A 14,701-nucleotide genomic window follows, 5' to 3' on the forward strand; every position below is an offset into this window, starting at 1 on the left:
CACTTGTTTGATCGCCCTCACTAGGTTTTGCAAAACAAAAGAACGTAGACTTTGTCGAAAAATCTGGCAAAAGTTTACGTTCTTTCTTTTTGATATGGAGCACTATGTTTATTGCGTGCGATTATACGGCTTGTTGATGCCTGTCACCTAGCCGCCACTGGATAACGAAGGTTAGTGCCGCCAATCCAGCCAGCAGGAAAAAGTCAATTTGGCTGCCGGTAGCTTCGGCACCAGTGGGGGCGAGGCGTTGTTGCAGCGTGATAATGGCTGACAGACTGGCTGTGCCTAGCGAGCCGGCGTATTGCTGCAAGGTGTTGAACAGAGAGTTGATGTCGGCTTTTGCTGGACCGTCTACCATAGTGCTGGCATCGGACATGGTATTGCCGAAGCCGAGATTGAAGCCCACCCGAAAAATTAGATAGAACCCGACGATCAACGCCATGCCTAATTGATGCGTGAACAGACCAAGCAGCATGGCACCGACCACCATCGCCGCGTCACTGATTAACAATAACCGATGGGCACCGAAGCGATCGTACAAGGCGCCGCCAATTGGTGAAACTGCTGCGCCGAGCAGGGAGCCGGGCAATAATAGTAGCCCGGCGACCGAAGCATTAGTGTGCAACACATTTTCAGCAAAGATCGGGATGACAAAAGCAATGCCGATGTTGCCGAATTGCAGAATGAAGAAATTAATGGCACGGGCGCGAATACCGGCGTGTTTGAGTAATGAAAAATTGAGTAATGGCGTTGATGTACGGCGTAAATGAGTGCCCATGCCAATGATGGCTACAGCTAATGCGACGGCGTAGATCCAGAAAGCAACGGTGATGCCGGCTGCCGTGAATTGATCAAGCAGTTCAATGAGCGAAAACAAGCCTACCGCCAACAGCAAGAAGCCCATGAAGTCGAAGCGCTCGTCCGTGGCGCGCGCTTTGACGCGAATAGTGGCTTCACCCATGGACCAGACTAATAAAATGACAGGCAATACCAGCCAAAAGATCATCCGCCATGATGCATAGTAGGTTAACAAACCGCCATATGTCGGCCCTAACGCTGGTGCCAGTGACGTGACAACGCTGGCCATGCCGACGTAAAGGCCAAGGTGTGCCTGTGGGGTTAAGGTCAGGATCAGATGGAACATCAACGGCGTCGAAACCCCAGTTGCTAGTGCCTGTAGTAGTCGCCCAGCAAAAAGGATCGGAAAATTCGGTGCCCAGATACACAGCACTGTTCCGGCCAGTGCGCACAAAACGGCGCCACGAAACAGGGAACGCGTGTTAAAGCGGCGTAATAAAAAAGCGGTGGTGCTCATGACTAACGTGACCATCAATAGGTAGCCAGAAGTGAGCCATTGCACCGTGGATAAGGACACATGTAACGTTTTAATCAATGTTGGAAACGTTACATTCATCGACGTTTCAACCAGAATACCGACAAATGTCAGCAGTCCAGCTGATAAAATAGCGAGCTGCGTGCGATGCGAAACCGGTGAAGTCGTCATGTGCGTGCCTTCGTTTCTATAATTTAGTCTGAACCAGACTCAGGCCACTGCTGACGATAGCAGATTCCTCAGCGACACGCAAACGCAAGCGCTTTCACGTGGAAAAGATTACACACTGTTAGCAGCGTGTTAGTCGCTAAAGGCCACGAATACAATTAAGGCCGGTACACGCCATAAAAAAAGTCCCATCATCATTAGCAGATGCTTCACTAATAACAATGGGACTCATGTCGATTTTAAATTGCATTGTCGGTGGTCAACGATTAACCAACACTATCTATACCGAAGATAAACCCGACATCACTCATCGCGGTGACGAAGCTTATCGATGAGTCACGACTCCGGATTGTTCGTATCTGACGGCTTGCTTCCTGACGAGGCCGCAGCTGATGTCTGCTTTGGCTGATGCCGTGAAGTTTTAGACGGCGAGGCTTGCGAGTCTGCTGTTGGCATCGCCGCCAAGTGGACACGCGGTGCAGCATGCGAGGATGGTTGTTGCTGCTTGGGCACCGAATTCGCGGCTGTAGGGGTTACAACCGGCGCTTTAGGTGTTGGCTTGGTTGGGCCATCTGGATCGGGTGCATCTGAATCAGGAGCCGGTCCGGGGCCTTGCGGGTGGTTGTTTTTGTGCATCTGTTTGTCGGTCAGACTGATAACACTGGACATGACCAGTGGCAGCAGGAAGACCAATAAGATCAGTCCGATGATGACGGCCAGCGCTACCTGAATCAAGGTGGTAATGCCGGACGGGATCATGGCCGCAAAAGTGCCGCTTAAGATAACCGCAGCTGAGATGACAACGGCGCCGATAACGGTGGCGGCTTTGGCGATGCGCTGGGTCATGGTGCCACCTTCAAGCGCGTTGTCACGGTAGCGAACCATGAGGAAGATGCTGTAGTCAACGCCGAGGGCAACGAGCATGATGAAGGAGAAGAATGGGGTGTTCCACGTTAACATGGCGCGCCCAAGTACATAGGTTGAAAACAATCTAGTCAATCCCAATGATGTGATATAGGCCATCAACAGGGTGGTAATGATGCTGATTGGCTGAATCACGGAGCGCGTGACGACGATCAACGCGATACCGATCCCGATAATCATGATGGCAGCGGTTCGTTCGAAGTCGCCGTTTGCCAAGTCCTGGAGATCAGCGGTTTGCGACGTTTGGCCGCCAATTGCCACAGTCGCATCATCAAGCGGCGTGTGTTTCAACTTGGCGGTGAGATCCTCTTTGATCGCTTTAATTTGTTGGGCGGCCGCATCGGTACTTGGATCGCCTTTTAACACCACGGTAAACTTCGTGATTTTGTTGTTATCAGCCATGTAAGTCGCTAATGCTGGCTTAAAGGTTTTACTTTTCAAGGTGGCGTTTGGAATATAGAACTTTTTGCCTAAATACGATCGCTGTAGCTCAGTCAGATATTGCTTCATGCTGGTGCTGCCGTCCGCAATCGTGCCGAGGGCTTGATTGGCGGAAGTGAGGCCGCTTTGCATGGAACTGACTTGTTGGGAAATTGCTTTGATTTTCGTGTTCAAGGTCTGAACGCCGGTGTTGACCTGATCCGCGCCGCTCGCAATTTGCGACGCGCCATTATTAAGCGTGCCATTTTGGCTGGCGAGTTGAGAAGAACCCGAGCTGAGTTGGTTGACACCGGAAACCAGCGTCGGGACTTGGCTGTTCAGCGAATTGATGCCGCTGTTCAGCTGATTGGTACCGCTAGTGAGGGTGCCGATGCCGTTGTTCATGGCAGTGGTGCCGGCATTTAAGGTTTTAATGCCATCACCTAAAGCGCTCGTGCCATCAGTCAGTTGCTGTACCCCGCTGGAAAAGGCGTTGATTTTGTCCAGAATTGGCTGGGTGAGCTGACTGGCATCCGGCAATTGATTGATGAGTGTGATGATTTGTTGGGCAGTTCCGGTTAACATCTGAATCTGATTATTCAACGTGTCCATGCCGCTGGTGAGTTCGCTTGACTTGCTGCTGAGCTGATTCATCCCGCTGGCAAGCACGGTGCTGTTGCTATTGAGCTCGTTCATACCTTTGGCTAGCTGAGTGGAGCCGGTGCTCAAGGTGTTGACGCCAGAAGTTAGCGTTGGTAGCTGGCTACTTAACTGGCCGAGGCCATTATTCAGCGAGGTGACCCCGGATGTGTACTGACTAATGCCGCTGCTGAGGCTGCTGGCACCAGAGGACAATGTTGTGGTGCCGTCCGCCAAGGTTTGCACCTGCTGGGTACTGCCTGCGACATTGGCGTTTTTGATTTGGGTGTTGGCGTCATTAAGTCCAGCCTGCACCTGCTTCAGACCCTTGACACTTTGCGTTAAGCCGCTGTTGATCGTTTTGAGCTGGTCGTTGAGATACAGCGACTTGATTTTACTGCCGCCTGGCTGGGTGACCGACGCCACGGTTTTGACACCTTTTTCCTTTTGCAGGTAGGTGGTGACGTCATCGATCGTGCCCAAAACGGTCTGGCTATTCAGCGGGTGCTTACTTTGAATATAAATCGTGGTCGGCGAGGCCATGCCTTTTGAATAATGATCCTGAATCAGGCGATAACCGACTTTGGATTGCAACGTTTCCGGCAGTTCGTCGGCGTTGTTGAAGTTAAGTGTCTGGTTGGCATTCAGTAAAAATGGCACGGCGATGATGCCGATAACGCCAAGCGTGATGAGCGGGCGGGCGATGCCAACTTTGGAAAGACCATGCCACAGGCGGCTGGTGCTGTGGCCATCCAGATTCTTGCTGGGCCAGAAGAGCTTTTCGCCCATAGTCGCCATGAAGAACATGTTCAGGGTTAACAGCACCGTCAAAAGAATGAGCACCCCAATGGCGACACCAACCGCGGAACGATAGAACTTGAAGTTGGCTAAACCGAGAACGGAAAAACCGATTAAAACCGACAATCCGGAATAAAGAATCGTACGGCCGCCGAAACGTCTGGCAATGCCGGCTGCCTTGGTTCTGGGAATGCCTTGGGACAACGCGGCTTTAAAGTCGTCATATAGCAAAATGTTGTAATCTGTCCCGATCCCGAATAAGACAACCACAAGGAAGACTTGCGTGAAATTGGAAATCGGGAAATTGGCTTTATCGGCGAGCGTCATGATGATGTTCAACGACGTCAGGAAGGAAATCGCAACGGTTAACAGCGAGACCAACGGCACAACTGGTGAACGGAAAACGATGATTAGCACAATAAAGATGAAAATCGCGGCAATGATTTCCGTTTTCTGGATGCCTTTTTCGGTTACCGTGGCGAAGTCATCGTTGAGCACATCGCTGCCAGTGACATATGTTTTGACGTTCGCGGTTTTGATTTGTTGCTCGAGATTCTTGGTTTGCGGCCGGACCTGACCCTTGGCTTTCACGTCAACCAGTGCCATCTGAGTGGTGCCATCTTTGGCATCAAGCTGCTTTTTGGTTTCGGCGTTGTCAGACGACTGCGTGACGTTGACAATTTTAACGGCCTTAGAATCTTTGAGGCCCTTGAGCGTTTTGGTGATCGCTTTTTTCTGGGTTGCCGTCAGCTTTTTGTCGCCATTGCTAAAAACGAGGGCGAAGGAGCGGACTTTCTGGTTATGGTTGGCCTTTTTCTCAATGTTGGCCGCAACCTGGCTTTCTTCGTTTTTGGGCAGTGATAAAGCGCCTTTATCGCGGACAATTCCCGAGACGTCAGGCATGGTCACGAGGGTCACCAAAATAACGACAAGCCAGAAAATCAGGGCAGGGATGTGACGATTGCGAAGATTTTTCAATTAAAGACCCTTCTTTCACTGGTGAGACCGTTCCAGACCTGATTTTTCAAATCGGCGGCCAATGCTTTTTGGTTGGAAACGTGGCCTTCGATTTGCTGCTGCGCCCAGACGATATCAATCATACTGACGATGCTGCCGTATAGAATGGCGAGTTGGGTGCGGACATCGGCTTTGACAATCACCCCGCGGTCCTGGCCATCCATGAGCATGTTGTTAATGAGTGTAATCACGCGCCCGCGGGCGGCCCGGCTTTCGGCATTGAGTGCTTCATTGAAGACGTTTTGCTGAATAAAATGCAACTCTGTCGGGTACTGCTCCATGGATGCGGTTGCTGCGTCAAACAAGCGGCCGAACATGGTCTCTGGGTCATCGGGATCACAGTCAGCGGCTTCGGCTAGCGAGTTGTGGAAGAAATTCATAATATCCGTAAAGGCGGTGTTGAGAATATCTTCTTTGCTTTTAAAATGCCGATAAATTGTGCCAACCGCGACTTTTGCCGCTTTGGCGATCGACGGCAGGTTAGTTTCGGCGTAACCGCGTTCGGCGAACAACTTAACAGCCTGCTCGATAATCGGACTTGGTACAGGAATAGATGCCATGATAACCTCCTTATGGAATGAACGTTCATTCGCATATGTTAGCGTTTATGAATATTCTTGTCAAGAAAATATGAAAATAATATTCTGCTGTTAGTCATCTGGTTATCTCAGAAGACAAAAGTTGTGCTATAACTCATCAAGCCAAACAAAACAGACGAAATAAAAAACGCTCATGCGGAAGTTATTTCGTCTGTTTCAATCAGATATTTTGTTAAGTTTTTAAAAACCAGTGCCAAGGCGGAGCAATCGTAGGCCAGATGGGGCTCAGTGGTGAAATTGTACTAGCTGGGCGGTCTTCCCAGCGTAGTACAAGGCCGAGCTTTGAGACTCAGCCGGTTTTGCTGAGGCTCAAAGTCGTGCCCACCACGTTCCAGCCCCAGCTGGCCGGAGATTGCGGAGTTTGGCACGACAAGAAACGCATAGTCTGAATTTATGCAGTCTTCAACATTTCTTGATTTATGGCCAAAGCTTAATGCAACCAAGGATAATCGAAAAAATTGCAGTGCCGTTTTTTAATAAACGCCCGTCGATTTTGGGGCCGAGGCGGCTGCCGACGATGACGCCGAGGCCGTGGGTGACGAGGATGATGGCGAGTAGTGGTAGGGTGTTCATGAGCTGGATCTGACTGAGGTAGCCGACCGCGGCGGGTAAGCTGATGAAGACTGAGTTTAACAAAGCGATGCCGACTGCTGCGTGTGGTTCACAGCCGAGTAACACGAGTAGCGGCATGACCAGCACTGGGCCGCCTGCTCCGGAAAGCGCGCAGATTAAACCGGTGACGATGCCTAAAATGACAAGTAAAACCGGGTGATTCAGATGATCGACGCCGGGTTTTGGTGGATAGCGTTGTTGAATCAGAATAGCGATGCCGGATAGCAAAACGACCAGGTAGAGTAACAGCTGAACCCAGCTGGTCGGCAGTAAAAGGTTTAGTCGGACACCAAGAATAGCGCCGACGAAACTGCCGCCGCTGAGTAGATAAGCGATGCGCCGATCCATCAATCCCTGTCGTTGATAATGGCGTGATCCGAGCCAGCCGGAGATAATGAACGCCAGAAAACTAAACGCCAGACCCTCCGTGGTGCTGTAGCCGAGTCCTGCCGTGTATAAGATTGGAAGTAAAAAACCAGCCACGCCGGTCATGCCGACGAGGCCGCCGATTATGATGTTGCCAATTGCGATGATGATGATTGCCATAATGTTGGGTAGCGCCGCGCACACACGGCTTTGATCCTTTCTACATCTAATGTTAACACTTTTCGTTTTCGCATCAGCCACTTGCCGGCCACCATGGAATCAGCCACATCATTGGCGTTAACACTTTCTAATAACGTGTTGTTCCAATTACCGGTGGGCCATAAGTGCGGACTGTCGATGTCCAGACCGATGATGTCTGCTTGATACCCCGGAGCGATGCGTCCCAGCTGCCCAGTCATATTCAATGCCGCCGCACCGCCATCTAACACCATTGACATGATAGTGGTTGCTGGCATGATGTTGGCGATGTGCTGTGGCACGCCATAATGCAAGGTCATGATCGCCCGGAAAATTTTCATTTCCTGCCACAGACTCAAGCCGCCATGCGCCGCGCCATCGGATCCCAGACCAATAGAGACGCCAGCCTTCAACAGTTCAGGCGTTGGCGGCACCCCTTTGCCAGAGTTACTGAATGGGCTGTGATTGAGCTTAACGTGATACTTTTCGATCAAGGCTTTTTCGGCGTCGTCTAGAAAAAGGCTATGCGCACCTAGAAAATGATCGCTCAAGGCACCGCGTTTGGCAAGGTAAACATAAGGTCGTTCACCGCAACGGTCAAGAATGCCAGCCACTTCTTGGGGGTATTCGTTCATATGGGCCTCAAGAAAGATATGGCGATCGGCGGCGCGTTGGGCGGCCAAATCCACGAGTTCGTCGGAACAATTATTCAACGCCCGCAGCGAATAATAAACCTGTAAATGATGGTGGCCGTGAAACTGGTCGTAAAGTGCATCAGTGTGGGCAATGGCGGTTTTGGCATCCATGTTAATCGAAGCAGGCAGCGTCGGATCGTCCATGGTTGAATAGGCAAGGGCACCCCGCAATCCGCTTTGCGCATAAACAGTTCCGGCGGCGGCCATGTGATAACCGCCAGCGTCCACAAATCCGGTCGTGCCACTGGTGATCATTTCCAGTGCCGCTAGTTGCGCGTTAAGCGTCATGGTCTCGGCCGTCGTATCAGCTTCAAACGGCAGCATAATCTTTTTCCAGATAATGCCTTTGGTGTCCAGCACGCGGCCGCGGAGTAATTGCTGGCCAGTATGTAAATGACTGTCGATCAAGCCGGGCATGAATAAACGATGGGTGCCGTCAATGACATCATCAGCTTCGGCTGGAAAACTGCCATGGTCGCCTACCTGCGTAATTTTACCGTTTTTAATGAAAATATCCTGATGCGTCTTAATCGTCCCAGGCGCGGTCATGGTCAACGTATCCTGAATCAGTGTGCTGGCCAATTAAATCACCCCTGTCAGTTTCAACGTGAGGGTGTCCCACAAAAGCGAGCCGACAAACGTCCCGGTCATCACGGCAACCCCGACGATGATGTACTTCCAGCCTTGATGGATGAAGGTGCCCAGCTTATCGGAAATCGCAATCCCGGCAAACGAGCCGACCACGGTGAACGGTGCGGCGAAGGCGATGACTTTGGTCGAACTGATGACGACCACGGCAATCGGTGAAAATGGCGCGGCTGCCAGTAGTCCTAAAACCGAACAATAGGCGATGATGGGCAGCTTGAACGGCATGATTTTGGCTAAGACAACAGCGACAAGGGTGATGGCGATGAGAATGACCACGCCCGGGAGACTTTTGGCGATGCTGACGCCGGAACCGATCCAGTTAGCCAGCAAGGTGCCGACACCACAGACACTGAGGAGAAACAACCATTCACGTAATCGCATTACTTAATCCGTCCTTTCACTGCAGCAGGCGTCTTGGAACGGCGGCCGGCGAACATTTTATCCAAAATCGTGTAAAGCTTATCTGTCAACGGAATCGCCAGGAACATGGTGATGTAAATACCGGTGATGCCGGCGATGGTATTGGCGGCTGACGCCATGGCGGTGATGGTGTTGGCATCGTGGGGGAACAGCTGGGCGAGACTGGCGCTGGCCGAGGCCATGAAAATGCCGGCCCCGACGCCAGTGGACATGCCCAGCGCCTTAGGATCAAACCAGCCGGTCATGCCGAGCACCGTGGCCATGATGCCAAAATAAATCGTGCCGAGAATGCCACCGACGATATAAATTGCCATACTGCCGCTGGCTTCGTCAGAATCCGAACCATAAGCCGAATTGATCAAGGCAAGGTGATACTCGCGATTAAGCGAACTCGTGGCGCCGATGGACTCGCGCCGCAACCCGAGCAACATAGCCAAAGGGAGGCCGAAGAAAATGCCGAGCAGATTGCCGAAGCCATGCACTAACAAGGCAGGGCCGGCGTGCAGAATCATATCCATATTCGCACCAGCCGTAATGCCGAGATTCACAACAAACGGGCAGATCCCAACGATGACCAGTTTCGATGCGGCTTTGACGTGTTTGTTGTCAAACCAGTGCATCACTTGCGGACCACTTAACATGCCGAGAATAATGGCGTAGAAAACCGGAAATAAAATGATCATCCCCGGACCGACTTTAAGTTTCACGGTTCCGATGTATTCAGCGATCGCGGTGAATAAAGCAGCGACAAGATAACTTTTCCATTCGACTTTAATACGTGCGCGTAAGCTAGGGTAAGTCATGGGGTCCTCCTTGTGAAATGAATAGACCTAGTTTAGCGCAATTATTTGGGTAAATAAAGGACGATTAGATTAAAATACAGTTTAATGTTCGTATTTATATTCGTAGTACTGATATATCAGATGATGAGATTGAATAAATGACAGTATTGACGGCCTGATCGATAGCATGTTAGTCAACATAATGACAAGCAGGATTCGTAATTCAAAATAAAAAACGAATGATTCCCATATATTTGGGAGCTCATTCGTTCTAAGAGTCAAAGCGAATAATTTAGTGAAAATTTGAAACAGCCTAGTGCCAAAGCGGAGCAATCGTAGGCCAGATGCGGCTCAGCTGTGCCCTCCGCTCTAGCTTCGCGTCGCCACCCCAGCTGGCCGGAGATTGCGCAGTTTGGCACGGCAAGGAACTTTTAGCCTAACGTTTTTCGATAGTTTCTGACATTAGGAAACTTCAATGATTGAAATAACTCAGCCGCTAACTAATCCAAACTCATCACTCATACGACGTGCTTTTATCAGCCTGTTTGATGATCTGCAAATACTTATAGATGCTGACGGTGGACATGTTGAGGTATGCCGCGGTTTTGGCGACGGCGTCTTTGAGTTCGAAGAAGTGTTGCTCATAGAGGCGGCGCACGATGGCGATTTTTTCCTTGCGGGTAAGGTCGGCGATTGGCGGGTTGGGGGTTCCCGTTTGTTCGATGACGACTTGCCGAATGGCGCCTTCTGGTTGAATGAACAGGTTTTCCGTTGGGGGAGTCGATTCAAGCAGGTCCGCGGCAGGGGCTAGTTCCGGTTGGAAGGCCTGAAGGAGTTCTTCGCTTAATTTTTCGAGCGTCGCCAGTTGTTGGAAGCGGCTGACGTCGGTGTTGATGCAGATCATGCCGATCAGCTCGCCGGCTTGGTTCTTGATGAAAAAACTGGCAGAGTTGACTTTTTTGCCATTCATCAACGTGCTTTGATAGTGCACGACGTAATCCTGGTGCTGATACAGTTTATCGTGTAAGACTTTTGCGATGAAGTCGGTCGCCGGAGAATCCATGGTGCGTCCGGAGATGCTATTTGCCAAGAAAACAATCGAGGAATCATAGCCATCGGTCGCGGGATTAATGGCGTGCATCACGATTTCTGTCGTGGGACCGAGCACATGCGCAAGAAATTTTAAAAATGGACGGTAAGAATCGGGGGTGATCGAAATCCTTCCTTTCTTGATAACCGCAGCAGTCCCAGGATTCGTCGGGGTTAGATTTTGGCTAATGCCTGGGTCAGGTCAGCGATTAGGTCTTCAGTATCTTCAATGCCGCAAGATAGGCGCAGCAAGCTGTCGGTCACGCCTTGAGCAGCGCGTTCCTCGGCGGTTAAACAGGCGTGTGACATGGTGGCTGGGTGGGACAAAATGGATTCCACCCCGCCTAGACTGACAGCAAAAATCGGCAATTGCAGCGCCTCGATAAACGTGTTCAACCGCGCTTTGTCGGCGCCGGCAATTTCAAATGACAACACCGCGCCGCCGTTTTCTGCTTGCCGCATATGGACGGCATGCCCGGGATGCTCCGGCAGGCCCGGGAAGTAAACTTGCTTGATTTTGGGATGATCCTGTAAAAATGTTGCGATACTTTGGGCATTTTGCGTTGATTGCTGCATGCGCAAGCCCATGGTTTTCATACCGCGCAAAACCAGCCATGCGTCTTCAACGCCGAGAATGCTGCCGAATTCTTTTTGAAACAGTGACAGTTCTTCGGCAATGGCCTGATTGTTTGTCAAAACGGCGCCGGCGACCACGTCACTGTGACCGTTGATGAACTTGGTCAGACTTTCGATGACGATGTCGCAGCCCAGTGCCAGTGGCTTCTGGTAAAGCGGCGTCATGAACGTGTTGTCGGCCACTGTCAGGATACCATGTGCCTTGGCCAGCGTCACGATGGGCTGAATGTCAGTGACTTTCAGCAGCGGGTTCGACGGCGTTTCCACGTAGATCATTTTGGTTTTGGGCGTCAGTGCCTGCTCAATATTAGCAAGTTGATCGTAAGCTGTAAACACGACATCAATGCCATACTTAGGCAGGATTTTGGTCGCAAACGCACCGGTGCCGCCGTAGACTTCGACCGGAAAAATAATCTGATCGCCGGCATTGAGCAACATGATGGTGTTGGCAATAGCAGCCATGCCCGAACTGAAGACAAAGCTGAATTGTGCCCCGGTCATTTTGGCTAAGCCTTCCTGCAAGGCGTCAATGGTCGGGTTGCCAAACCGCGTGTACATGTAGTCGCGACTGGTTCCCAATGCCGGGCTGTTGAACGTGGATGCTTGGTACTTAGGAATCGAAGACGCACCGGTATGGCTGTCGATGACCGGGTAGCCATGTAAAAGATCCGTATTGATACCCACTTTTTAATCCTCCGGGACTTCCGCCACCATGTCGACTTCCAGTAATGCCTGCGCTGGTAATTCGCTAACCAAAACCGCGGTGCGCGCTGGGTAGCCGTCATGGAAGTAAGTCCGATAAACCTGATCAAAACTCGCCAGTAACTTGAGATCATTGATGTACACGGTGGTTTTGGCCACGTGATCAAAAGACGTCCCGTTATCAACCAGTACGTGATTCAAATTGGTCATCACTTGTTTGGTTTGGGCAATGATGCCTTCCGGAACGGCCTTGGATTCCGGACTGAGCGGCAGTTGGCCAGAGGTGAAAAGGACGGAACCGATCTGAGTCGCGGCGGCGTAACTGCCAAGGGGAGCGGGGATGTGGGTGCTGGTCAAACGCTTAATCATATTCATACCTCTTTTTCTTAGTTTGATAGTTGAAGAGCATCATCCCAAACGGAATCACGACATAGCCGAGGATCATGGCGACAATCGCAAAATAATTCGGGGCATGCTGGTTGTTGGCATCCAGGATGGTAAATTGACCGATCCAGTCGAATTTAATGAGCAATAAAACGGTCAGAATCAGTGACACCGCTGGGCAAACCATGTCGGTGAGCACATTTGGGCGCGCCTGATTGATGAGTCGGCGATCACCGCGGCCACGGAAGAATTTCATGACGCACAGCGGAATAATCAGAAACTGGACGAAGCGGGAGATGGAACTGAGAATGATGATGCTGGTCATGTCATAACGGAAAGCCATCGGTAGCAGCACCGCCAAAGCGATCGTCAAAAGAAACGCCGGCAGCGGGAAGTTTTTCGCGGTCCGCCCGGCTAACCAGCTTGGCAGTTGCCCTTGTTTGGCAATGGCTTCCAACACCCGCGGACTGTGAAAAGAAGCCGCAACGTTGATGCCTAACATTGAAATCAGCGCTCCATATAACACGATATTTTGAATCAGCGGGTTATTGAAAACCGCCACTAAAGCCACGACTTCTTTGGTGGCCATCATCGCTTGCGGATTCACCATCATGGCAATCCAGACGACACCGATATAGACAACCGCGATCACCGAAATGGCAAGGGGAATGGCAATCGGCAGGTTCTTTTCTGGCTTGTCCATATCATCCGCCCCACTGGCAACGCTTTCAAAACCAGTGAAAGCATAAAACGCGGCGATGACGCCCATGACCAGGGTGCTCAGGGTTGCGCTGCTGCCTGCGCTGGTCAACCGGTCAATCTGGGCAAAATGATTCACGCCGGTGGTGGCAATAACGCCGATGCCGAAAATAATGAAAACCAGCAAGGCGGCTAACTTGCCAATCGTTGACAGATTGTTGACAAGCTCGAAGAATTTTGGCCCGAAACAGTTAATCACTAGCAGTGCCAGCATTAGCAAAATCAAGCTAATTGTGACTAGCATCAAATCGTTTTGATCAAAACCGAAAATGCGTAAGACGGTTTTGACGACCGCGGTGGCCATGACGCCCCAGGCAATGCAGGTGGCGATGTAGCGCGTGATGCCGACATAAAAGCCGACGTGTTCGCCAAACGCTGCTTTGGCATAAATATAAGCCGCGCCGCTATGAGCGACATACTTAGCCGCTGCGGCAAAGGTCACGGCCAGAATTGCCGCAAAGAAAGCCGCGATGCCATAGAGAATTAACGCTTTGGAGCCAGAAGACTGCACCACGGCGCCTGGTGAAAGAAAAATACCGGAGCCGATAATGGAATTGATGGCCAATAAAACGATTGACCAGAAACCGATTTTCTTTTTCATAGGCTCGTGCTACTTGCCGCGGTAGCTTGCGTTTGTTGAATGAAGTGACTGAATAGGGCGTTCATGAGCGGTTGGCTGTGCGTGAGCATTTCCGGATGCCACTGCACGCCCATCATGATGTGATCGCCATCTGCTTCGATCGCTTCCGGAACATTGTCCGAAGCGGTTGCGACAACGTGAAAACCTTCGCCAATCGTTGCCATAATCTGATGATGAAACGAGTTCACCCGTACCGTTGCCTGCTTTAAAATCGTAAATAGGCGACTGTGTTGGTCGATGCGCACGGCATGCGTGACCTGCGCTGAATTCGTTGCCTGCCAGTGCCTGATCGTCGGCGCATCGCTATAACTGAGATCCTGATAAAGCGTGCCGCCGTGATAGACATTCAGAATCTGGGTGCCGCGACAAATCCCTAATATCGGCAGCTGGCGTTGTTTCGCTGACCGAATCAGATTTAAATCAAACGCATCCCGTCTTAGTGACGTGTCACCTAACTTGTCCAGGGGATCATGATTGTAGCTGCTTGGGTCAACATCATGGCCGCCGGATAAGATCAGCCCATCCAAGGCCGCGACTTGTCGGTCAATGTCAGCAGGATCATCAAGCAACGGTAAAATGACCGGAATCCCGCCATTTTCGGAAACTGCGGTGATGTAGTCCTCGTTCACATAATCACGTTTGTAGCCGGGGAACATGCCTCCTTGGTCAACAAGGACGCCTGCTGAAATGCCGATAAGTGGTTTCTTCATATTATTCACCTCCGATTTTGATTATAACATAACTTCTAATAAGTACAATATTTTATAAAAATAACTAAAGGTATTTTATATCAGCGAATGGAATCGCTTTAATTAAGCAATCTTATAATAACGTTGATTTTGTGTTGAAAACGAGTGTGGACGCGGAATTTT

At 50.8% G+C, this 14,701-nt stretch carries 12 protein-coding genes; all 12 read right to left on the bottom strand.

Annotation, left to right across the window (positions count from 1 at the left end; all coding sequences use genetic code 11):
- Nucleotides 1–121: 121 nt before the first annotated feature.
- The 12 genes from LACPH_RS00320 to LACPH_RS00375 all read right to left on the bottom strand — a co-directional run bounded on the left by LACPH_RS00320 (nt 122) and on the right by LACPH_RS00375 (nt 14,539).
- Nucleotides 122–1,504 (bottom strand): MFS transporter, encoded by a 1,383-nt coding sequence (locus LACPH_RS00320; protein ID WP_274784106.1) that lies wholly within the window; start codon nt 1,502–1,504, stop codon nt 122–124.
- A gap of 333 nt (nt 1,505–1,837) precedes the next feature.
- Complete coding sequence (locus LACPH_RS00325; RefSeq protein WP_306387086.1) at nt 1,838–5,260, bottom strand: MMPL/RND family transporter; 3,423 nt, start codon at nt 5,258–5,260, stop codon at nt 1,838–1,840.
- Nucleotides 5,257–5,859: a TetR/AcrR family transcriptional regulator gene (locus tag LACPH_RS00330; RefSeq protein ID WP_010490157.1), complete on the bottom strand. Its 603-nt coding sequence runs from the start codon at nt 5,857–5,859 to the stop codon at nt 5,257–5,259. The genes LACPH_RS00325 and LACPH_RS00330 overlap by 4 nt, the downstream gene beginning before the upstream one ends.
- A 456-nt stretch (nt 5,860–6,315) precedes the next feature.
- Complete coding sequence (locus LACPH_RS00335) at nt 6,316–7,056, bottom strand: sulfite exporter TauE/SafE family protein (protein ID WP_274784109.1); 741 nt, start codon at nt 7,054–7,056, stop codon at nt 6,316–6,318.
- Entirely contained in the window at nt 7,020–8,351 is a 1,332-nt protein-coding gene (locus LACPH_RS00340) for an amidohydrolase family protein (protein WP_274784110.1), read from the bottom strand. Before LACPH_RS00340 ends, LACPH_RS00335 begins: the two co-directional genes overlap by 37 nt.
- Nucleotides 8,352–8,798, bottom strand: coding sequence for a hypothetical protein (locus LACPH_RS00345; protein WP_274784111.1), 447 nt, complete (start codon nt 8,796–8,798; stop codon nt 8,352–8,354).
- Nucleotides 8,798–9,640, bottom strand: a complete 843-nt coding sequence (locus tag LACPH_RS00350; RefSeq protein WP_274784112.1) for a DUF3100 domain-containing protein — start codon at nt 9,638–9,640, stop codon at nt 8,798–8,800. The genes LACPH_RS00345 and LACPH_RS00350 overlap by 1 nt, the downstream gene beginning before the upstream one ends.
- Nucleotides 9,641–10,133: 493 nt before the next feature.
- Nucleotides 10,134–10,898: a helix-turn-helix transcriptional regulator gene (locus tag LACPH_RS00355; RefSeq protein WP_306387719.1), complete on the bottom strand. Its 765-nt coding sequence runs from the start codon at nt 10,896–10,898 to the stop codon at nt 10,134–10,136.
- Nucleotides 10,883–12,028 carry a trans-sulfuration enzyme family protein gene (locus tag LACPH_RS00360; protein ID WP_274784113.1) on the bottom strand — a complete coding sequence of 382 codons (1,146 nt, stop codon included), beginning with the start codon at nt 12,026–12,028 and terminating at the stop codon, nt 10,883–10,885. The genes LACPH_RS00355 and LACPH_RS00360 overlap by 16 nt, the downstream gene beginning before the upstream one ends.
- A 3-nt stretch (nt 12,029–12,031) precedes the next feature.
- The gene (locus LACPH_RS00365; RefSeq protein WP_010490145.1) at nt 12,032–12,415 is read right to left on the bottom strand and encodes a RidA family protein; all 384 of its coding nucleotides are present in this window, start codon (nt 12,413–12,415) and stop codon (nt 12,032–12,034) included.
- A complete protein-coding gene (locus LACPH_RS00370; protein ID WP_274784114.1) occupies nt 12,408–13,790 on the bottom strand; it encodes an APC family permease in 1,383 nt (460 codons plus the stop codon). The genes LACPH_RS00365 and LACPH_RS00370 overlap by 8 nt, the downstream gene beginning before the upstream one ends.
- Nucleotides 13,787–14,539, bottom strand: a complete 753-nt coding sequence (locus tag LACPH_RS00375; RefSeq protein ID WP_274784115.1) for a gamma-glutamyl-gamma-aminobutyrate hydrolase family protein — start codon at nt 14,537–14,539, stop codon at nt 13,787–13,789. Before LACPH_RS00375 ends, LACPH_RS00370 begins: the two co-directional genes overlap by 4 nt.
- Between the last annotated feature and the right edge of the window lie 162 nt (nt 14,540–14,701).

Source organism: Lacticaseibacillus parahuelsenbergensis (assembly GCF_030770265.1).
GTDB classification, from domain to species: Bacteria; Bacillota; Bacilli; order Lactobacillales; family Lactobacillaceae; genus Lacticaseibacillus; species Lacticaseibacillus casei.